At 42.8% G+C, this 21,582-nt stretch carries 15 protein-coding genes; 6 read left to right on the plus strand and 9 right to left on the minus strand.

Features of this window, described 5'->3' with window-relative positions; genetic code table 11:
• Nucleotides 1-366: 366 nt before the first annotated feature.
• Nucleotides 367-3,900, minus strand: coding sequence for a methionine synthase (gene metH, locus H6G28_RS23560; protein WP_190674648.1), 3,534 nt, complete (start codon nt 3,898-3,900; stop codon nt 367-369).
• Nucleotides 3,901-4,371: 471 nt separating this feature from the next.
• Between metH and H6G28_RS23565 the strand changes: the two genes are divergently transcribed.
• The 4 genes from H6G28_RS23565 (at nt 4,372) to H6G28_RS23580 (ending at nt 7,396) form a co-directional block, all read left to right on the plus strand.
• Complete coding sequence (locus H6G28_RS23565; protein ID WP_190590891.1) at nt 4,372-4,716, plus strand: hypothetical protein; 345 nt, start codon at nt 4,372-4,374, stop codon at nt 4,714-4,716.
• A 61-nt stretch (nt 4,717-4,777) separates the two neighbouring features.
• Complete coding sequence (locus tag H6G28_RS23570; RefSeq protein ID WP_190674651.1) at nt 4,778-5,551, plus strand: CobW family GTP-binding protein; 774 nt, start codon at nt 4,778-4,780, stop codon at nt 5,549-5,551.
• Entirely contained in the window at nt 5,548-6,357 is an 810-nt protein-coding gene (locus H6G28_RS23575) for a metallophosphoesterase family protein (protein ID WP_190674653.1), read from the plus strand. The genes H6G28_RS23570 and H6G28_RS23575 overlap by 4 nt, the downstream gene beginning before the upstream one ends.
• Before the next feature lie 274 nt (nt 6,358-6,631).
• Nucleotides 6,632-7,396, plus strand: coding sequence for a metallophosphatase (locus H6G28_RS23580; RefSeq protein ID WP_190674656.1), 765 nt, complete (start codon nt 6,632-6,634; stop codon nt 7,394-7,396).
• Nucleotides 7,397-7,621: 225 nt separating this feature from the next.
• On the opposite strand, the gene trxA is transcribed toward H6G28_RS23580, so the two are convergent.
• On the minus strand, nt 7,622-7,954 hold the full coding sequence (gene trxA, locus H6G28_RS23585; RefSeq protein ID WP_190674658.1) for a thioredoxin: 333 nt from the start codon (nt 7,952-7,954) through the stop codon (nt 7,622-7,624).
• Nucleotides 7,955-8,392: 438 nt separating this feature from the next.
• Nucleotides 8,393-11,515 carry an MFS transporter gene (locus H6G28_RS23590; protein WP_190674661.1) on the minus strand — a complete coding sequence of 1,041 codons (3,123 nt, stop codon included), beginning with the start codon at nt 11,513-11,515 and terminating at the stop codon, nt 8,393-8,395.
• A 519-nt stretch (nt 11,516-12,034) separates the two neighbouring features.
• Between H6G28_RS23590 and H6G28_RS23595 the strand changes: the two genes are divergently transcribed.
• Nucleotides 12,035-13,504, plus strand: coding sequence for an aldehyde dehydrogenase family protein (locus tag H6G28_RS23595; RefSeq protein WP_190590900.1), 1,470 nt, complete (start codon nt 12,035-12,037; stop codon nt 13,502-13,504).
• A gap of 11 nt (nt 13,505-13,515) precedes the next feature.
• Here the strand turns inward: H6G28_RS23595 and mazG are convergent, their stop codons facing one another.
• From mazG to H6G28_RS23625, 6 genes are all read right to left on the minus strand, one after another.
• Nucleotides 13,516-14,340 (minus strand): nucleoside triphosphate pyrophosphohydrolase, encoded by an 825-nt coding sequence (gene mazG, locus H6G28_RS23600; RefSeq protein WP_190674664.1) that lies wholly within the window; start codon nt 14,338-14,340, stop codon nt 13,516-13,518.
• 19 nt (nt 14,341-14,359) lie between these two features.
• On the minus strand, nt 14,360-16,054 hold the full coding sequence (gene nadB, locus H6G28_RS23605) for an L-aspartate oxidase (RefSeq protein WP_190674666.1): 1,695 nt from the start codon (nt 16,052-16,054) through the stop codon (nt 14,360-14,362).
• Between the two features lie 223 nt (nt 16,055-16,277).
• Nucleotides 16,278-16,670, minus strand: coding sequence for a photosystem II complex extrinsic protein PsbU (psbU, locus tag H6G28_RS23610; RefSeq protein ID WP_190674805.1), 393 nt, complete (start codon nt 16,668-16,670; stop codon nt 16,278-16,280).
• A 484-nt stretch (nt 16,671-17,154) separates the two neighbouring features.
• The gene (gene psbU, locus H6G28_RS23615; protein ID WP_190591111.1) at nt 17,155-17,583 is read right to left on the minus strand and encodes a photosystem II complex extrinsic protein PsbU; all 429 of its coding nucleotides are present in this window, start codon (nt 17,581-17,583) and stop codon (nt 17,155-17,157) included.
• Between the two features lie 692 nt (nt 17,584-18,275).
• Nucleotides 18,276-19,091 (minus strand): ester cyclase, encoded by an 816-nt coding sequence (locus H6G28_RS23620; protein WP_190674669.1) that lies wholly within the window; start codon nt 19,089-19,091, stop codon nt 18,276-18,278.
• Between the two features lie 191 nt (nt 19,092-19,282).
• Entirely contained in the window at nt 19,283-20,062 is a 780-nt protein-coding gene (locus tag H6G28_RS23625) for a DUF3120 domain-containing protein (protein ID WP_190674672.1), read from the minus strand.
• 552 nt (nt 20,063-20,614) lie between these two features.
• Between H6G28_RS23625 and H6G28_RS23630 the strand changes: the two genes are divergently transcribed.
• Nucleotides 20,615-21,574 carry an undecaprenyl-diphosphate phosphatase gene (locus H6G28_RS23630; RefSeq protein WP_190674808.1) on the plus strand — a complete coding sequence of 320 codons (960 nt, stop codon included), beginning with the start codon at nt 20,615-20,617 and terminating at the stop codon, nt 21,572-21,574.
• The last annotated feature ends 8 nt before the right edge of the window (nt 21,575-21,582 follow it).

Here is a 21,582-nt window from a genome sequence, read left to right on the forward strand (position 1 = left end):
TACTCATCCGCAGAATACAGATGTGGGAGGAAAAAGGTTATGACTGGCGCAAAATTATGGAAAAACGAACCGCAAAGGACGCATAGACACGAAGTGGCTTCCCGAAGGGTAGGACACAAAGTTATAAGAGTTTAAGAGAGTTTTTGCGTCAGTACTCAAGGTTTAAGGGTGAAGGAACGGAACCAACCCAACATTCACGCATACTTTGTTGGGTTACGCTATCGCTACACCCAACCTACTATTCTCTTAACTGTAGAGAATGGGTGTAGGGGTTTAGGGGTGTAAGGGTTGTGAATACCTCACCCTGGTTACTGAGTGCAGCCGAAGTACACCCTCACACCCTTATACCCTCACACCCTTAATTACCTATGCACTAAAGTATTTCGCTACTGGGTGGTAGGTAATAATTGCCGTTGTAGACTGTTCAGGATAAAGCTGTTCACTTTCATCCATATACAGATTAATTCTGCCAGTGTCTAACAACTCCAATTGCTTGTACTGGTCTTGCATATTGGGACAAGCTGGATAGCCAAAACTATAGCGTGAACCGCGATAGCGTTGGGCTAAAATATCCCGAATATTATCAGGTTCCTCAGCAGTAAAACCTAACTCCTGGCGAATTCTAGCGTGTGTCCACTCCGCTAAAGCCTCAGCCATCTGCACTGCTAAACCGTGGAAGTAGAGATAATCGGTGTATTGATTATCTGCAAACAGCTTTTGGGCGTATTCTGTCGCAATGTCACCCACAGTCACCGCCTGCATCGGGAAAACATCAATTATCCCCGACTCCTTGGGCGCAAAGAAATCTGCAATGCACAGCCTTTTGGAAGACTTTTGCCTCGGAAACTCAAAACTAGTTCTTACCTCCGCGCCCTCTGCGCCTCGGCGGTTCGTTTCATAGACATACAGCGTATTCCCCTCAGACTGACAAGGAAAATAACCGTAAATTACGTGAGGATGTAACAAATTCTCCTCAATAATGCACTGCTTCCAAGTTTCTAAAATTGGGTAAACTTTTGCATCTAAGAACGCCTGATATTCTTCCTTTGATTGTTCCTTCGGCTTACGGAATTGCCATTGTCCCGCAATTAAAGCTTGCAAATCCAAATACCAGAATAATTCTTCTAAAGGAATATCCGCAGGCTGTAATAACTTGCTTCCCCAGAACGGTGGCGTGGGACGTTCTATATCTACTGCGATCGCTTCGGAACGTCTTGTATCAATGGGGAGTGGGGAATGGGGAATGGGGAGTGGGGAGTCTTTGGTGATGACTTGGTTAGTAATTTCTCGTTCATCACTGACTTCATCCAAAAATCCTTGCAAGTCATCCCAATTACCAGCAGCTTTGGCTGGCATTAATTTATCCATGAAATGCAAGTCAGAGAAAGCATCTTTGCCATAAACCACTTTACCTTTGTAAGTGTTTTGGCAATCATTATTGACAAACTTGGGAGTTAACGCCGCACCGCCTAAAATTACTGGGACAGTAATTCCCTTTTCGTTGAATACTTCCAAGTTTTCTTTCATGAAGGCAGTGGATTTCACCAGCAAGCCACTCATAGCAATACAATCAGCTTTATGTTGACGGTACGCCTCGATGATGTTTTCTACTGGCTGCTTAATTCCCAGGTTAATTACCTTGTAGCCGTTGTTAGAAAGAATGATATCTACTAGGTTTTTCCCAATGTCGTGGACATCACCTTTAACTGTGGCAATAATCACCTTGCCTTTGGCATTATTACCCGCCTCGGATTTTTCCATGAAGGGTTCTAGGTAAGCTACCGCCGCTTTCATGGTTTCGGCTGACTGCAAGACGAAGGGTAACTGCATTTGTCCTGAACCGAACAACTCACCGACTACTTTCATCCCATCTAGCAAGAAAGTATTGATAATTTCCAGTGGTTTGTAAGTTTCTAAGGCTTTGGTGAGGTGCTTTTCTAAACCAATGCGTTCGCCGTCAATGATATGGCGTTTGAGAATTTCTTCAATGGGGAGGTTTTCATCAACGCCTTTTTCCCGTTTCGCACTGACTCCAGCAAATAAGGTTGTCAGTTCGGCCAAGGGGTCATAAACGCAGACATCACCCTCAAATTTCCGTTCGTCGTAAATCAACTGGCGACAAACTTCTTGATGACGGGGTTCAATCTTCGCTAGTGGTAAGATTTTGTTGGCGCTAACAATTGCCGCATCCATTCCCGCCGCCATTGCTTCGTGCAGAAACATGGAGTTAAGGACGATACGCGCGGCGGCGGAAAGTCCAAAGGAAATATTCGACACACCCAAAATTACATGACATCCTGGTAATTCTTGGCGAATGCGGCGAATAGATGCAATGGTGGCTTTGCCGTTTTCTCGGTCTTCTTCAATCCCCGTAGAAATTGGTAGGGCTAAAGTATCAAAGAAGATTTCTGTGGGTGGGATGCCGTATTCTACAGCTTGGCGGTAGGCACGTTGAGCAATTTGGAATTTTTTCTCCGCCGTCCGCGCCATACCTTCTTCATCAATCGTACCAATGACTACACCCGCGCCGTACTTTTTCGCTAATTCCAGCACTTTCAAAAAGCGAGGTTCGCCGTCTTCGTAGTTGGTGGAGTTTAACAAACATTTACCACCCGCTACCTTTAACCCCGCCTCCATTTTTTCCCATTCGGTGGAGTCGAGCATTAAGGGTAAGGTAACATTATTCACGATGCGCGAAACGAGTTCGTGCATATCTCTCACGCCGTCACGCCCCACATAATCGACGTTGATATCTAGGATATGTGCGCCTTCTTTGACTTGCGCCCGTGCCATTGACACCAGTCCGTCCCAGTCTTCGGCGTTGAGTAAGTCGCGGCATTTTTTAGAACCACTGGCGTTGAGACGTTCACCGACAATTAAGAAAGAATTGTCTTGGGTGTAAGGTTGAGTTGTATATATTGATGCCGCCGCAGGTTCGAGGCTGGGCTGTCGAACTTTTGGCTTTAATTCTTTGGCGATTTCTGCTAGTTGTTGAATGTGTTCTGGACGTGTCCCACAGCAACCCCCGATCACTTGGACACCCAAATCTTCAACAAAGTGCATTAATGCCATCCGTAATTCTAGCGGTGTCAAGCGGTAGTGTGCTTGACCGCCAACGTTCTCCGGTAAACCCGCGTTAGGAATACAAGAAACCACAAACGGCGAATGTTCTGCCAAATACTTGATGTGTGGTTTCATCAAATCTGGGCCTGTGGCGCAGTTTAAACCGAGAATATCGATTTTATATGGTTCCAAAATGGTCAGGACAGCATTGATTTCTGTACCTACCAACATTGTCCCCATGCTTTCCATTGTCACCGATACCATCAACGGGATGCGATCGCCTTTCTTGGCAAAGGCTTCTTCTATCCCATTCAGTGCAGCTTTGATTTGCAGCACATCTTGGCAAGTTTCAACCAACAATAAATCAACACCGCCATCCATGAGGGCTTCGGCTTGTTCCGCAAAAGAAGCCTTCATAGTGTCAAAGTCAATATGTCCCAAGGTGGGGAGTTTGGTGGTGGGGCCGATGGAACCTGCAACAAACCGGGGTTTTTCAGGTGTGGAAAATTCCGCCGCCACACCCTTGGCGAGTTCGGCGGCAGTTTTGCTGAGGTAGTAAGCTTGGTCTGCTAAGTCATACTCTGCCAGTACAATCGAGGTACTGCCAAAACTATCGGTTTCAATCACATCCGCACCAGCCGCGAGAAAGTCACGATGCACTTTAGCGACAGCTTCGGGTTTTGAATGAACTAAATATTCGTTACAACCTTCATATTGTGCGCCACCGAAATCTTCAGCAGTCAGGTTTTGGGTTTGCAAGTTAGTCCCCATCGCCCCGTCAAAAACAATCACCGGGCTATCAGGACTACGCAGGCGTTCAAGGAAAGGATGAGTCATATTTTCCCAGAAGAAATGATTTTTTAGTTGAGGAGATCCCCCCAACCCCCCTTAAAAAGGGGGGCTATTTTTTTATTTATCCCCTTAAAAAGTAGAGGATTGTTTTTTAACCCCCTTTTTAAGGGGGTCGCCGTAGGCGGGGGGATCTAATTTTAGGACGCTCGAAGTTTGATCCAAGAATATTGGAAATGTAGTGAGTATTGTAATACTCCACTTAATTTATTATTTTCCCTAATTGTGGGGTAATATGGGCGATCGCTCATAATCTCAACTTACATACCAACGCGGAAATCCCATTTTAGAAGTCGGGGATCTGATGAATCATGAAGGATGTATGACAAGACTTGATTCCCAGTTGTTAGAAAAACCCAATAAACGTTATGTTGGTGAGGTTGCGAGATTAAAATAGCTGTAGCAAGCAATCAACAACACTTGTATCAGTTTTCACGCCTTGTTTAAGGATTACAGATAATGCGACCGATCAAAAGACCCATCAAACCAGCGACTTACATATCTTTTCTCTACATCTACCAAACTACTTGGGGAACGGCTGGTGATATCTGTTTAATCCGGGAATCCGTAGCAAATGAAGGTACAACCAAGTTTATCGGTCATAAAGTCCGGCTGGTAGTACCGAAATGGTTAGAACGCGATCGCGTGGCGCATTTTCCAGTAGTTAAGGTTGCTGGTAATGTCGGTGAAGGACACCCCAAAGAACATCCCTATGAATGGGAGGTGTATGAAGGTGTGGATCGAGAAATTGCGATCGCCGCTTTAAAACCTTGGGGCTTTAAGTTAATTGACCAACCAGAGTAACTCTTATTGCCACTAAAAAGTAATATGTTTAATATTACATAAAAATGATTATCATTCTATTATGACTAAACCAACGATCACCGTCATTGTTGGCACATCTGGTGCTGGAAAAACTACCTGGATTTGCCAACAGTTAAGAGATATGAGTGCTGTTGACCAAGTAATTTATTTCAGCCCTGGTACTGGGACTGTTCCCATCGACCAAACCCTGATAGCAACTGAGTTTCCGGGGATAAAAGTTTTTGGAGAAGGTCAGGAAACTGAATTTCTCAGCCAAATACCCCAAGCTGAAGCAGTGTATTTAGAATTAGGTTTTTATTTTGAGTTAGGAGCGATCGCCCAAATTTTAGGTAATCAAAATTACCATGCTGTCGCGGTCTTACCACCCAACCTGAGCAACTCTGAATATCACACTTGGGCAACCGAAATTATACCAGGCGCACCAGCCCCAACAAATCAGGCTGGAAGTTTATGGCGGATAGCCAGCAACGGTCAAGTCGTGGATGAAACCAGTTTAGAAGAATTTTGGTACGAAATTACCCACGGTGCTTACGGTGTGGTCAGCCGCGCCAAAGGTATTTTTGATGTTAACGATGGTCGTTCCATTTACTGTGATTTTGTGGCTGGCGTTCCCCAAACAGATTTTCTGGAATTAGACCTACCACGCTGCTTGGATGGTAGACCGCAGCGTTTCAGTGGTTTGGAAGTGGTAGGACAAAACTTAGATGAAGCAAATTTAAAACAAACCTTACTAGATTGCTGTTTATCTGACGGGTTGATTTCCCAATACCAACAACAAGTACAGCAAATTTTATTGCAAGGGGAATTAGTATGAAAATCGCCGTTATGTCATGTATTCATGGCAATTACACCGCCTTAGACGCGGTATTACTAGATATCGACCAGCAAAAAGCTGAGAAAATCTTTTGTGTTGGTGATTTAGTTGGCTATGGGCCGCATCCCAACGCAGTGATTAGCCAAATTCGCTCTTTGGATATTCCCACCTGTGTCGGTTGTTGGGATGAAGATATTATCGAAGGATTGAACTCTTGTGAGTGTAGCTATCCTTCATTATTGGCAGAAAAAAGAGGTATCAAGGCTCATGAATGGACTAACAAAGAAATTCATCCAGAGAACCGCGAATTTTTAGCCCAATTACCCCACAGTCTCAAACAAGAAAATTTAGCCTTTGTTCATGGTAGCCCTTACAGCAACCATGAGTATTTGTTACCAGAAATCGATGCTTTTACAGCACTAGAACGTGTACTTGCTACAGAAGCAGATGTGCTGTTTTGTGGTCATACCCATGTACCTTATGCTCGAACTTTAGATGCAGGTCAGTTACAAATCAAGGTTGCTCAAGGAGAAACAGCACAAGAAATTAACTTTAACTCGCCTCTGAAACGAATTGTTAATGTTGGTTCCGTAGGTGAACCGCGACATGGTAGACCAAACGCCACTTATGTAATTTACGACACAGATACTCAAGATATTCAACTGCGAGAAGTACCTTACGATTATCAAAAAACCTGTGCAGCAATTATCGAGAAAGGTTTACCAGCCATTTTTGCTTGGCGTTTAGCAAATGGGTTGGAGTATGCAGAACGAGCCGATGATCCAACCCATGTATGTACAAGGTAATTTCTATCTAAGTTGAAAGTGCTGAGTCACTTCGACTACGCTCAGTGACCATAAGGAATTGTTAACAGACTTGTGCTATGGCAATCCTAAATGATTCACAAACATCTCTCTACCTTGTCTACCTTGTCTCCTTTGTTTATGTTTCAAATAAGACTGCTATAGGACTATTCTTTCTTTTTGACCTTTTACTTTTGCCTTGTTGTACTAGCTTTGTGAAATCAGTTTCATCGGGGCTTCCTTCTCATTCCTCTGTATTATTAAAAAATCAACGATTATGAATAAATGGGCGATTTTGAGTGGCATTACCGGAAATCTTGCCGCCTATGAGGCTGTAGTAGCAGATATTAAACGTTACGGTCATCAAATAGAAGCTTTGTATATTTTAGGTGATTTGGTAGGGCCAAGACCTGAAACAGAAAAGTTAATTGAACGAGTCATGAACCCAAAGCGGGGAGAATTAGAACCCTTAATTTGTAAGGGATGGTGGGAAGAACAATGTTTGATTTTACATGGTTTGGGGGCGAGTGGGGATGCTCCAGAATTAATTGCCAAATATGGGGGTGATACCGTAAAACTGCTGTGGGATAGTGTTTCTCGCAAGACTGTACAATGGTTGCGATCGCTCGACTTTGGTTTTTTTGAATTAGATTGTTTGTTAATCCACGGTTCAACAGTCAGTGTGGCTGAAGAATTAACTCCCGAAACTCCCCCAATTCAAATGCTTGATAGACTGTCGCGGATGCAAGCAAATAATTTGTTTTGCGGTCGTTCTGGTTTAACCTTTCAATATCAATTGCAAACCGGTTCAATTACCACAGGTCTTACAACACTTGATTTCCAACATTCTCAGCAAATTATTACCGTCTCCCCTCGTCAAGTCATCGGTGTTGGTAACGTAGGATGCACACAGGGACAAGCAACTTACACTCTTTATCATCCTAGTAGCAATCAAGTGGAATTTAAAACTGTATATTACGGGAGTAATAAAGGATTTAACAGTCAATCTGCGGGTAAAAAGGCGAAATCTAGCATCTATTAATGAGTAATGGTCAAACAAGATTCTTTTTTTAGTTTGCGGCTGTTCAGATCCCCGACTTTTTGAAAAAGTCGGGGATCTACGACACATCATAATTTGTGTGGTGGACTAATAGTTGAGCTTGATTAATAAGGTTAAAATACTCGCTACAGCGTATTTTAGGTACATAAGGTACAAGGGTAAAACCCAAAACTATGTAGAGACGTTATATGTAACGTCTCTACTTTGTTAAAGAAGGTTGTCAACAGCTTCTTTAAACTTTTCGTAAGGTGAAACTCCAATAATTTTTTCGACTAAATCACCATCTTTAAAGATTAAAATGGCGGGAATACTACGAAGAGCATATTGTTTAAATAGTGGTTTGTTGTTATCTACGTCTACTTTAACGACTTTAGCGCGTCCGTTGTATTCTGTTGCAAGTTGTTCCATTAAGGGACTGACAAGGCGACAGGGGCCGCACCAAGTAGCAGTAAAATCAACAACTAGAATTTTCTCTTGAGTTAAAAGGGTATAAAATTCACTTTCTTGAATATCGGCAACTGTACCAGCTTCGGTAGACATTTTTAAATCCCTCAATATTAAATTCAATAACTAAGTAACTATACAGAGTATATAGGTAGGAGCGATCGCAAAACGGCTTTAATCTCAGTTTTGAGCGATCGCAGCAATGGAAAAGCCAATACAGTTAAGTTAAGCTGATGAGAGTTGATTTCTCAATTTCTGCTCTGCCTATAAGACAATGAGCAAGATTTGGGGGAGAATCCCCAAGCCCCCGATTGGGGGACGGTTGCGTCCCCCAAACCCCCTCCAAAATCATTTTTTAGTTTTGATTTGAAAGCTTGAATACCAGGAATAGTAGGACTTTTCTTCCTGCTTCCTGCCTCAACCGCGTAGTGGTAAGTCAAAAGGCAAAAGTAAAAAGGCAAAAATGAAGAATACTTTTGACTTTTGGTTTTTTACTTTTGACTTCTCCGGCTTTGCCGGAGTGCCTCCTGCCTTCTATCCAATAGCTGAGATAGTTAAACCTGTAACAGCTATAGCACCAGCGATCGCACTTGCAACCAGAGAGGTGAGTGCTGTTCCAAATAACCACCAAGCGGCGTTAGCAACGGTTTTTTTGGTTTCTTCAGCTTGTTTTTTGGCTTGGTGTTGGATGCTGTGTAAACGTTCTTTGGTGATTTGCTGAATGCGTTCGGCGCGTTGCAGGACACTATTGCGGGCGGATTCGATTTGGTTGATAATGCGGTTAGCGTCTTCCTGAGAAATGTCTTCCCGCGAACTGAGGACAGCCACTAAGGTATCACGGTCAAATTCACTCAGGCGATCGCGCAAGGCTTCAAATCCGGCTTGGGGGTCATCAAACAATTTGGCAAAATCATGTTTAATCCCTTCATAATTTAGCTCAGGACGATCCAAGGAATTGAGATAGCTACGGATTCTGTTTCTGACTCGTTCGGTTGCTGATTGTACAGCTTGTTGAATCTGCCGATATTGATTTACAACTGCATCCCGCGCCGATAATGTTTGATCAGCAATGCGGTTAACATCTTCTTCAGAAATATCCTCACGTTGGGATAGTAATGCCACAATTGTGGAACGGTCAACTTGAGACAAGCGATCGCTCAAGTTACCAACTCCCGCGCGAGGATCTCGCAACAGCAGTTGTAAATCACGCTTAATACTGTCTGGGTTGAGTTCTTCTTTATTGGTGTGACGTAGGTAATCTTCGAGATTTTTTTCAAAATCCACAACTTGCTGAACAGTACGGTTTGCCAAGCGGCGCGGCGCTTTAATAATGTTAGTAATCGCCTCTTGTGTTTGGTCAATTAGTTTTTCTACTTGTTCTTCGCTTAAGTCTCCCCGTTGGCTGACGAGTTTAACTAAAGTTTCGCGGTCAACTTGCGACAAGCGATCGCGAATTGCAGAAATTCCTTCTCGCGGATCAACCAGTAATTTTTCTAAATCTCGGCGGATACCTTCGGGGTCAAGTTCTTCTAAGTTAGTATTGCGGAGATATTCAGCAATTTGAGTTGTGGTTTGTTCGTACTGTTCTTTAGCTTTATCTGCGACAACTTGCGGGGTTTGCAAGATGTTATCCCTGGCTGATTCTAGCTGATCAATAATTTGGTTAACTTCATCCTCATTCAAGTCTTGACGCTGAGAAAGCAGACTGACTAAAGTATCACGATCAAACTGCGATAAACGCTGACGCAACAAGTTAAATCCGGCTTGGGGGTCTTGCAGTAAAGTGCTGAAATCGCGGCGAATACCTTCAGGATTTAATTCTTCCTTATTAGTATTGCGTAAATAATCTTCGACTCTTTGGCGTAAGTTTTCAGTTTGGGTTGTCGCTTGTTCCTGTAATTGATTTAAAACAGAATCCCGGACACTTTCTAAGTTATTTAGCAAATTATTAGCTTCTTCATCACTGAAATCTTGACGCTGCTGTAAAACTTGCAGCAAGACATCACGAGCCAATCCTTGGAAGCGTTCATTTAAATCATCAAAATCAGCGTTTAATTCTGTGATTAAGTTAGCAAAATCTCGCTCAACAGCTTCAGGATTCAATTCTTCTTTACTTGTAGAACGCAGATAATTTTCGATGCGGTTACGCAAATCTTGACTTTTATCTTTAACTTCCGCCTGTTGCAAAGTTGTTAACACTTCTTGGCGAATTTCTTCCATTTGTTGAGCAATTTCTTTGACTCGAACTTCGCTAATATCACTGCGACGGATCAGTAAATTCGCAAACTCTTCTTGGTTGAAATCTTCTAATTCTCGCCGCATAGTTGCTGCATCTGCTTGCGGGTCATAAATCACATCCCGAAATTCATCTTTAATAGTGATGCGGTTAAAGTGCCAAGGTAAAGAGTTTTTAACGTAATCTTCTACATCTTGACGGTAATGAGAATTGGATAAATTACCTCGTCTTTGCGTAGTTTTTGCAATAGTTTCTTGCAGTTGATGAGATATGTTTTCGATATCTAAATCTTGAACTTTATCTTTCAGTTTTTGTAACTGATTGGTGATTTTGTTCACATCTATATCAGGGGCATTTAGTCGTTCTAAGACTACTGGTAAAGCAGCAGTTAAACCAGTTTGAATGGCTTTGCTGATACCGCCATTATTGCCATTACCGTTACCACCAACAGTCACTAATTCTTGCAAGCGATCGCCTAATTCATCTGATTGCAATTCTTCGGGGGTTGCCGATGTAATTAAGTTAATGACTTGCTGTGCTGGGTTGCGTCGTGCCGAAGTTTGATTCCAAGCCGCTTCTAATTGGTCAGCAATTTTATTCACATCAGCTTTCGAGAAATTTGTGCGATCGCTAATTAAATCAACAAAAGTTTGGCGATTGAAATTTTGCGTCAAATTTTCCGGTAGAGATTGCCAATCGATATCACCAAAAATCTGATCAAATTGTTTGCGGATATCTTTAAAATCTAGTTGCGGTTTTTGCAAATTACTTAAAGAACTTTGCAGTGTATTTTGAATACTATCAACATCAAACCCAGAAGTTAACTCGCGGCGAACGGCGGCTGTAATATCTTCCGCAGTCGAAACCATCTGTTGTTTAGCAAAATTTGCACCAATCGCACTAGTCGCAGTTCCCATTAATGCTTTGATGCCACTATTAGCAGTATTCGCCACTGCACCAATTAAAGAACCGACTGTGGAAGAACCAAACCAAACAATTATTGAAAAATACGCTGACCAAATAACTACACCAATAATTGCGCCTAAAAATGCACTATCTATTAAGCTAAGTTTGACAGCCAAAAAGCAAGCAATAAATAATGCAGTAGTGGCGCTAATTAATGCCCAAAAACCAACTTTATTTTCTACTTTGCGAATTGTAGTACCTAAGCTTTCGTCATCATCACTAGAAGATGAATCATCATCGGTGGCAGAAATTATTGCTGCTAATGCAAAGTTGGTTAATAACAGTTGAAAAGCAAATGCCATTAAGACACCAGCCACCAACGAAACTAAAAATTTCGGCCCAGAAAAAACCACTGATGCTTGTTCGGGAGTTAGTATTTCTTGCACCTCGGTTATGGCTGCTAATCCATTATTCAGCCAATGCCATCCTAAAAAATTTTCGACAATTTGAAGCATAGTATTTTCTCATTCATGCTCAATAAATGCCAGTTACTTTGTAAATAACCGGCTACTTCCTACGCTAAGTACCAAATTCTTTAGCTGACACTTTCTTAGGGGGTAAAGTCTGTTTCCGAAAGTCGTAGTTTTATAGTTGGAGGCAGTGATTTGGCTCCTTTCGACTGCGCTTAAAGCACGTCGCTCACCAATCGAAGTAAAACATGATTATCTTCTATAGGACTCATATTTGATTTGGGAAAAAAATCAGTACATACAGATCAGGCTTCTTTCCTACTCCCGACTCCCCATTCCCTACCTGCACAAATAAATTCAGAAGTCAAACCGGATTCCTATATCTGCGGTCAATTAATCTTAAATGCCGTTGCATAAATGCGGGATGAATCAACTAAATACAGGAATTGTTCAGTCGGCGAAAATCAAAAGATTTATAAAGAAAATCGTCCATAATACTGTATTCCCGACAACATAATTAATAGATTTCAGCCAATTTTTCTCCAAAAGCTTTAGGAGGGCCTGATGGTTACAACGACAGAACCGAAACAGCAGGTCAAAATCGGCCCAACCAAACTACTGATTAATAATGAGTGGGTAGATAGTGTCAGTGGTCGCCGATTTGCCACAATCAATCCAACTACAGGCGATGTGATCTGCGAAGTCGCAGAAGCAGATGCAGCCGATGTCGATAAAGCCGTGCAAGCAGCACGTCACGCCTTTAAAGGTGGGGAATGGCGCAATATGTCTGCAACCCGTCGGGGTGAGTTGCTTTATCGGTTAGCTGATTTAATTGAACAGAATATTGACGAGTTAGCGCGACTAGAAACCCTAGATAACGGCAAACCACTACAAGATTCTTTAGGAGACTTGGGTTTAGTTATTGCCTGTTATCGCTATTACGCAGGTTGGGCTGATAAAGTCCAAGGTAAAACTATCCCGATTAACGGCCCTTACTTTTGCTACACCCGTCATGAGCCTGTGGGGGTAGTTGGGCAAATTATCCCGTGGAATTTCCCCTTGTTAATGCAGGCGTGGAAATTAGCCCCAGCTTTGGCAACAGGTAATACTGTGGTGATGAAAACGGCGGAACAAACACCGTTATCAGCATTACGGGTGGGAGAATTAATTATTGAGGCTGGTTTTCCCCCTGGGGTAGTGAATCTGTTATCAGGATACGGCCCAACGGCTGGGGCAGCGATCGCATATCATCGAGACATCGACAAAGTTGCTTTCACAGGTTCCACAGAAGTGGGACACCTGATTATGGAAGCGGCGGCGAAAAGTAACTTAAAGCGTGTCACTTTAGAACTCGGTGGAAAAAGCCCAAATATTGTGTTTGCGGATGCAGACATGGATGCCGCGATCGCAGGTTCCCACGAAGCTTTATTCTTTAACCAAGGTCAATGCTGTTGTGCTGGTTCGCGGCTATTTGTCGAAGAAAAATGCTATGACGAATTTGTGGCGAGAACTGTGGAAAAAGCTAGACAGCGAATTGTCGGCGATCCCTTTGATGCTGCTACAGAACAAGGGCCGCAGGTAGACCAAGAGCAATTTAACAAAGTCATGAGTTACATCGAATCTGGGATGAGAGAAGGCGCTCAGATGCTTTGTGGTGGACAACAAGTTGGTGACAAAGGTTACTTTATCGCCCCTACAGTTTTTGCTGATGTGCGTGATGACATGAAAATTGCCCAAGAAGAAATCTTTGGCCCTGTACTGAGCATTATTAAATTCAAAGATATTCACGAAGTCATTGAACGGGCAAATAACACCATGTACGGACTCGCCGCCGCCGTCTGGACACAGGATGTTACCAAAGTTCATGCGATCGCTAACAATCTCCGTGCAGGTACAGTCTGGGTCAATTGCTACGACGTATTTGATGCTGCTGCACCCTTTGGTGGTTTCAAGCAATCTGGTATTGGTCGGGAACTAGGTGAATATGGCTTACAGCAATACACCGAAGTTAAGACTGTTACCATCAAACTGTAAACTGGTATGTATCAAGGCTCTTTGGCAAGTTGGGCTTTTGCCTGTTGCCAGAGCGTTTCTAACTCATCCAAACTGTAATCAGAAAGGGGGCGGTCAACCACTGCCTCCATTTTTTGTAACCTCTGGACAAATCGCTGATTTGTTCCTTGCAAAGCGGCGCTAGGGTCAAGATTATACCAACGGGCAAGTTGCAGTACAGCAAATAATAAATCCCCTAATTCAGATTCTTGACGTTCTGGTGTTTCCTCCGCCACAGCTTGCTGAAACTCTGCCAATTCTTCGTGAAACTTTGCCCACACGCCATCAATGTTTTCCCATTCAAAGCCTACCGCCGCCGCTTTTTGGGAAATTTTCATTGCTGCCATCAACGGGGGAAGAGTGCGCCCATAACGGCTGAGTTTGGCACTGAGTTGGTGCTTTTCTGGGGTTGCTTCACCTTTTTCTGCCGCCTTGATTTGTTCCCAGTTTTGCCGCACTTCATCCACATTCTGCACCGACACATCACCAAAAACATGGGGATGGCGACGGATGAGTTTTTGGGAAATGCCTTGGGCGACTTCTTTGAGGGAAAATTGCTGATCTTCGCTGGCGATTTGGGCTTGTAGTACAACTTGTAAAAGTAAATCGCCTAATTCCTCAGTAATGGCAACTTGATCATTACTTTTAATTGCGTCCACCACTTCGTAAGCTTCTTCAATCACGTAAGGTATCAGAGTTTGTGGAGTTTGTGCCAAATCCCAAGGACAACCACCATCAGGCGATCGCAATTTTGCCACCACATCAATTAATTCTTGTAACGCTGCCAATGTTTCAGCCTGATTTTGATTTAATTCCATAATTAACCTGTCGCCTAGTTTAATACTTCTTTAAATCTCTAACATCAGGTGTAGATTTACTCCAATGAAGTGATTGTACAATTGTGTGAATTTGCCAATCTGGATTGGTTTCTGGGTAATCGATGCGATAGTGTCCGCCCCGGCTTTCTGTTCTGAAAGCAGCACTTCTGAGAGTTAAATTAGCTACATCCAGTAGATTGCGAGTTTCTGCCCAAAGTCTTAATTGGCGTTCTATACCCAGAGTTTGGAACTTCACAGTTTCGTTGGCACGCAAAGACAGCAAGAATTGACTCAAAGGTAAATTAACAAAATCTTGCTGCCAAGCTGCTATTGTTGCGATCGCCTCGTCTAATCTTGCTTGTTCTCGACAAATCCCCGCACTTTGCCAGACTAAACGGGGTAATTTCTCCCGTAATGCTGCTATTTGTGCTTGCTGGGTTTGCCAAGCATTTTCATCTAAATTAAATTCCCGCACAGATAAATCTGACAACTCTGGTTGTAATTCCACATCTGTCAATTGAATATTTGCCATCTGTGCGCCAAACACAATACATTCTAGTAAAGAGTTACTCGCTAAACGATTGGCTCCATGTACTCCCGTACTCGCAGTTTCTCCGACCGCGTATAAACCCGGAATATTGGTGTGATTTTGTAAATCAGCGACAATTCCACCCATCCAGTAATGGGCCGCAGGCGCAACGGGAATTGGTTCATGAAATACATCAATTCCCCAACGCTGACAAACTTTGATGATGTTGGGAAAGCGATGTTGAATTTTATCAGGCGGGATGGGGCGCATATCTAACCAGACATGGGCGGTAGCTGGATCAACCGCCGTTTTTTGCAGATGGCTAAAAATCGCTCGACTCACCACATCTCTGGGCGCGAGTTCTCCGGCGGGGTGATAGTCAAAGGCAAAGCGTCGCCCGGTATCATCAACTAAATGTGCGCCTTCGCCTCTGACAGCCTCACTAATTAAAAAGCGATCTGCGCCTGGTTTTGTTAAAGCTGTGGGGTGAAACTGCACAAATTCCAAATCTCGCAGAACAGCCCCAGCCCGCCAAGCGATCGCCACCCCATCACCTGTACTGACGGCGGGGTTAGTTGTTTGGGCAAAAACTTGACCACCGCCACCAGTAGCGAGAACTACGGCTTTGGCTTTTACCCACGTAATTTCACCTTGATAAAACAAGCTAATTCCTTGACAGCGATTTGTTTCGGGTTCTAACCACAAACTCAAGGCTAAAGCTTGCTGAATAACTTGAATATTTTGGCGATGTAATACTTGCGCTGTTAAAGTAGTTGTGACTTCTCGACCAGTGGTATCAGCAGCATGAAGCACCCGGTTACGAGAATGGGCAGCTTCTAAAGTTAAAGCTAAGGCGTTACCATGACGGTCAAAAGCTACGCCCAAATTTACCAAAGATTGAATACAGTTAGGGGCTTCTTGGGCGAGAAATTCTACAGCTTGCCGATCGCACAAACCAGCACCAGCTTGAATTGTATCTTCAATGTGCAACTGTGGCGAATCTTCAGGAGCGATCGCCGCCGCAATCCCGCCTTGCGCCCAATCACTAGCAGACAAACTTACAGTTTCTTTAGTAATTAAGCCGACTTGCAAAGATTCTGGCAAACACAACGCTGTGTATAGTCCAGCAGCGCCAGCGCCGACTACTATCACATCAAATTGGCGAGGAATTTCTATTTCAGGCAAAGTTAGATAGGGGAAAATTTTTATGAATGTTTAGAAAACCAGCTTGTAAACTCAGCACTTACACTTCGACTACGCTCAGTGTACAGCATTCAATACTCAGCACTCAATACTCAGCACTTTATGAAGATAACCACTCCCAATTTTTGGGAGTGGACTACTTATATGTCTACATTAACGATAATTGAGCTTATCTGTAGATACCGTTGTTAAAGCGATCGTCTCCTTAGTTGAAGATTGCTTCTGCTTTGGTAACAGTGAAGTTGCTTAAATTAGATGTGAGGAGTTTTTTTTGTAAATCGGTCAATCCTTCAATCTCCAGCACATCTTCTACCTTGCTGTAAGGAGCATTGTCGATGATCATCTTCGCCAGGGTAGGATACAAACCACGGTACTGATGGAAAGCACGGACATTGGTGTTGTTTAAATCAATTTTTTTACCAAATTCCGTTCCTAACTTCTGATCTGCCCGGTTACGTAACTCCACTGCTAAAACAGGCACTTGTGGTAAAGCCAAACTGTTGATCTCAGCAGCTTGGGCTACATCTGTTGTACCTAACCATCCCCAGCAACACAGCAATAAACTAAATACTGTTAATAAACGCACCAATCTTTTCACGACTTTTTTACCTCTTTCCATCAAACTGAATAATGGCTTTAAGCTGACAGCTGTCAACAGTTTGTAATCTTTGAGCCATAGTTATGACTCTTGATTTTTCAACACCAGTTGCTACAACTCGGCACAGCCGACAACAGCAATAGCGACTCTTGACGAGGAGATGATAGCTCAATCAACACACAGCCGTCATCAGAAACTAAATATACAGCGTATTAATATCCACAATATTTACTGTTACTGGGTTTGACACTATTTTTGGCAAAAATTATTTTACTTTTCTGGCTTGCTGACATCGCCACATCTGTGCTGTACTGCCCAAAACACTGGCTAGGATACTCTAGCTTGTTCGCTGATCCCATTCTGGCAGAATAACGATTACGCTCAGTGTACAGCACTCAGCACTCAGCACTCAGCACTTTATAAGAGAACCACCCCCAAAAATTGGGAGTGGACTACTATATCTCTACATTAACGATAATTGAGCTTATCTGTAGATACCGTTGTTAAAGCGATCGTCTCCTTCGTTGAAGACTGATTCTTGTTCGGTAACGGTGAAGTTGTCGAAATTAGCTTGGAGGATTTGTTTTTGGCGATCGCTCAATCCTTCAATATTCAGCACATCTTCTACACTTTTGTAAGGTGCATTTTTGATGATTTTCTTAGCTAGGGTAGGATACAAACCGGGGTAATTTTGGAAAGCGCGGACATTGGTGTTGTTTAAATCAATTTTTTTACCAAATTCCGTTGCTAACTTTTGATCTGCCCGGTTACGTAACTCCACTGCTAAAACAGGCACTTGTGGTAAAGCCAAACTGTTGATCCCAGCAGCTTGGGCTACACCTGTTGTACCTAACCATCCCCAGCAACCCAGCAACAAACTAAATACTGTTAATAAACGCACCAATCTTTTCACGACTTTTTTACCTCTTTCCATCAAACTGAATAATGGCTTTAAGCTGACAGCTGTCAACAGTTTATAATCTTTGAGCCATAGTTATGACTCTTGATTTTTCAACGCCAGTTGCTACAACTCGGCACAGCCGATAACAGCAACAGCGACTCTTGACTAGGAACTGATCGCTCAATCAACACACAGCAGTCATCAGAAACTAATATACAGCGTATTAATATCCACAATATTTACTGTTACTGGGTTTGACTGTATTTTTGGCAAAAATTATTTTACTTCTCTGACTTACTGACATCGCTACAGATGTGCTGTGCTTCCTACAACGCTGGCTAGGATACTCTTGCTTGTTGGCTGATATTGCTTCCTGGCAGAATAACGCCAGAATTGCAGCCTGAATTTACTGATTGATAACTTTGTAACTTTTTGTAAAGCTCCACCGGGAAATTTGAAGATGAAACATCAAGGATTTGCGGTGTAGGGAAGGAAAAAAGTTACACCTGTCAGCCCCTACACCACTACACTCACAAGAGTAGGTTTTTAACAGAGTGATAAGTAGCGACTCTAAAAATCACAATTTAATCAGAGTTCCATCCCCCTCACACCCTTACACCCCTACACCCTATGGGGCATAACGTAAAAAACCTACACTTGTCAGACACCCCTACACCCTTAAACCCTGACACCCAGTGCGGAGATTAACGTAATAAAGCAGCAAATGGACAACCACTAGCGTTTGTATTAGCCGATGCTGGTTTGGTTCTATTTGGTAAGAAGCGCCGGAAAAAACCCAAAAAAGTTGTTTTCCCAGAATTAGCTGATGGTGTTCCTGCTGGGGTTAGCTGCTGTTGAGTAGCATTGCCCATTTTGCCGCCAGAAGTTAATTGATTGAGAAATTTTCCATTGTCGTAATAGTGTTCTAAAGACAGAATTTTGCAGTTTTCTGTTACTTGAACAATACTCATCCCCACTACTTCAATCATCTGCCCAGTCGGAACATAATCTTTAAAATTACCGCGAAAATGTCCCCAATGCCTCCATTTAAAAGCAATGGTAGGAGGTGCAGAATAAACTTCTAATACTTCCCACAAAAAACCATCGGGAAATGCAGTGTGAAATAGCTGAGTAGAAGATTCAAAATCTTCTTGGGGAGCTTGATAGTGCTGGGTTTTGCCAATCAAAAGTTTGTAAGTACCTGCCTGAACTAAATCCTCTAATGTATAGCTAGTTCCGCCATTGGTACTCATCCGAAATTTATCTTGAACTACAGACAACCACTCTTGAGGATTTGTTTTGAAATTAGCTTCAATGTCGAAAGTTCTGACCAAATTCTGGACAAGTTTTTCCAGGGAATTTGCTGGATGATTACACAGACTTTCTTTAGCTAAATTTTCGTTAGAGCGGGTATAATCTGGTTGCTCACCATAACGCCATGTCGCCTGAGTATTGTATTTAAGTACGATGTCTCTTTCTTGTACCCAAAGTGGCAGATTTTCAATGTTAATTTCAGTCATAAATACCTCTGCTCAAAAATTACCAACAAGAACTTGTAAATCCTGATATTTAGCGAGTTGCAGAGATATCCCCGAAGTGCGATCGCCACAAGTTTACAGCTTTTTGAGCAGATTTTATGAATAATTAACTACTGATGTTGCAGTTAGTTGATAGTTGATCCAACCTTAGCCAACTCAGAAATTTTGTAAATTTAAGCGACTAAGGCAGCTAGTAGAAATAAACTGTCTACCAAAATAGTACTTAAAACTGCTCCCCCAAATGCAAACCAGTGTTTTTGCTGGTGACGTAAAGGCAAAGTTCCGGCTGTGAGTAATACTAATGCCAACGCTACAGCCCAAGTTTGACCCCAAGGTGTACGGACTTGAGTAACAGCAGCTTGTAAAATCGGCGACACACTGTCAGGTTCGACTTGCATGATTTGTCGCCAATAGGGCATTAAATCAACTATATAGAAATATACATCGGTTAAAACTGTACCGAATAAAGAACCTAAATAAAACCAACTACCAACCTTGCACCAGTTTCTTGCTAGACACCAACAAGCAAATGGTAAGCCGATAGACTCCACTGGTAAATGCCAAAAAGGTTCCCAACGCAGCCAACCCCAATAAATTGCCCCTGCCAACCAACTCCAGCTAAAGCCTAAAAGTAAATCCCCCCACAGGTATGTTGCAGGACGAGACATTAAGCGAAAACTCAACCATACCCAAAATCCAGTCATGGCTAAACTGAGGCCGGGTAGCGATCGCACCAGTGGTGCTTCAATAAATACTGGCACTGATACTAAGAACACCGCCGCCGCCAACACTAACCAAGTTTGTCGGGACGATATTAACAATGGTAAAGATGGCGACGCAGAAAGTGTAGATTCTAATTCTTCTATACCCAGTGAAGCAGCGTTCTTTACAGATAATTTCTTATCAATAGTGGTGGTAGAGGCGTTGTAAGTAAACAATGTGTTATTAATCAAAGTTTTAATAATTGTAACTAATCTTTATCTTATTTAAGATAACATACCCATAAATCCCCCCCTGGGGCATTTTTATTGTACCGAGATTTTGCGTAATTGGGAATGTCTTTTTGGAGGGGTATGGGGGGATGAGGGGTTTAGGGGTGTGGGGAGATGAGGGAGACAAGGGGGACAAGGGGGACAAGGGGGACAAGGGAGAATAAGGTACAAATCAGTGAAGAGAGTTACACGTCAAAATGTAGTTTTCTGGATTTTGAACCCATTAAAAAGCATGAGCAGTATTTAGGAACAAGAATCAAGAGAGGTTTGTTTCGCCCCAAGTCCGGGAAAACCTACTCGGCAGATTTAAATGGTTCCCTAAATATATTAAGAAAGGTAGTTGGGGATTCTATCTTTGATAGAAACTCAATAGAGAGGCTTGTAGTTAGCCCAGTAAGGTGTAAGCCTTACCAAGCTGGAAACGTTTGATTATGTTTTTAGTAACTATCCTGTAGGCTTCTCAAAAAGATGTTTGTGTAATTGGTTGTAATCGCAGCGATCGCAGGTAGACTGATGGCTTTATCAAAACGTCAATGGTTCGTGTTTATGAGTGTCGCCTCAGCAATAATTTCAGTTGCGGCATTTCCACTCAAAGTCCTGAGTACTCCACCCACCCCAGAGGCTGGGGGAGTGCAGCAAATGAATATTTTGCAAGCAATTGTTTTAGGCTTTGTGCAGGGAATGACAGAATTCCTGCCGATTAGTAGTACCGCCCATTTAAAAGTTGTACCTGTAGTCCTTGGTTGGGGTGATCCGGGAGTGGCGTTTACGGCGGTAATTCAGTTGGGGAGTATTGCGGCTGTGCTGTGGTATTTCTGGGGAGATTTGACAAAAATTGCCACCGGGGCGTTTCGAGCGATCGCGCAAAAAGATTATGCTGATTATGATTTGCGTTTATCTATCGGCATTGCCTTGGGAACTTTGCCAATTATCTTTTTTGGCTTATTAATTAAAAGATTTATCCCAGATTATGATAATTCACCGATTAGAAGTATCGGCGCGATCGCGATCGCCTCGATAGTTATGTCTATATTGTTGGGAATAGCAGAAAAACTCGGCAAGCGGGAACGGGACTTTGAACAATTAACCATGAATGATGGGCTATTGATGGGTTTAGCCCAATCTTTGGCGTTAATTCCTGGAGTTTCTCGTTCTGGTTCTACCTTAACCGCCGGCTTATTTATGACTTTACAACGGGAAACAGCCGCCCGATTTTCCTTTTTACTTGGCATTCCCGCCATTACCCTAGCTGGGTTAGTCGAGTTAAAAAGTGCTTTGGGTGAAGTTAGCAGTACAGGATTCTTACCCTTAATTGCTGGTGTGATTTCGGCGGCGATATTTTCTTATATATCCATTGCTGGCTTACTCCGCTTCCTCAAAACCAAAAGCACTTGGGTATTTATTTGGTATCGCCTCGCCTTTGGTATAGCTATTTTAGGTGCGATCAGTGCTGGAATTTTGAAAAATAGTTAATCCGTAAG

It is taken from the genome of Nostoc sp. FACHB-190 (genome assembly GCF_014696905.1).
Classification (GTDB): domain Bacteria; phylum Cyanobacteriota; class Cyanobacteriia; order Cyanobacteriales; family Nostocaceae; genus Nostoc_B.

Bases quoted from the DNA above. Each gene is read 5' to 3' on its own strand.
- metH (WP_190674648.1), bottom strand. From the start codon at position 3,900: ATGACTCATCCTTTCCTTGAACGCCTGCGTAGTCCTGATAGCCCGGTG.
- H6G28_RS23565 (WP_190590891.1), top strand. From the start codon at position 4,372: ATGCGACCGATCAAAAGACCCATCAAACCAGCGACTTACATATCTTTT.
- H6G28_RS23570 (WP_190674651.1), top strand. From the start codon at position 4,778: ATGACTAAACCAACGATCACCGTCATTGTTGGCACATCTGGTGCTGGA.
- H6G28_RS23575 (WP_190674653.1), top strand. From the start codon at position 5,548: ATGAAAATCGCCGTTATGTCATGTATTCATGGCAATTACACCGCCTTA.
- H6G28_RS23580 (WP_190674656.1), top strand. From the start codon at position 6,632: ATGAATAAATGGGCGATTTTGAGTGGCATTACCGGAAATCTTGCCGCC.
- trxA (WP_190674658.1), bottom strand. From the start codon at position 7,954: ATGTCTACCGAAGCTGGTACAGTTGCCGATATTCAAGAAAGTGAATTT.
- H6G28_RS23590 (WP_190674661.1), bottom strand. From the start codon at position 11,515: ATGCTTCAAATTGTCGAAAATTTTTTAGGATGGCATTGGCTGAATAAT.
- H6G28_RS23595 (WP_190590900.1), top strand. From the start codon at position 12,035: ATGGTTACAACGACAGAACCGAAACAGCAGGTCAAAATCGGCCCAACC.
- mazG (WP_190674664.1), bottom strand. From the start codon at position 14,340: ATGGAATTAAATCAAAATCAGGCTGAAACATTGGCAGCGTTACAAGAA.
- H6G28_RS23620 (WP_190674669.1), bottom strand. From the start codon at position 19,091: ATGACTGAAATTAACATTGAAAATCTGCCACTTTGGGTACAAGAAAGA.
- H6G28_RS23630 (WP_190674808.1), top strand. From the start codon at position 20,615: ATGGCTTTATCAAAACGTCAATGGTTCGTGTTTATGAGTGTCGCCTCA.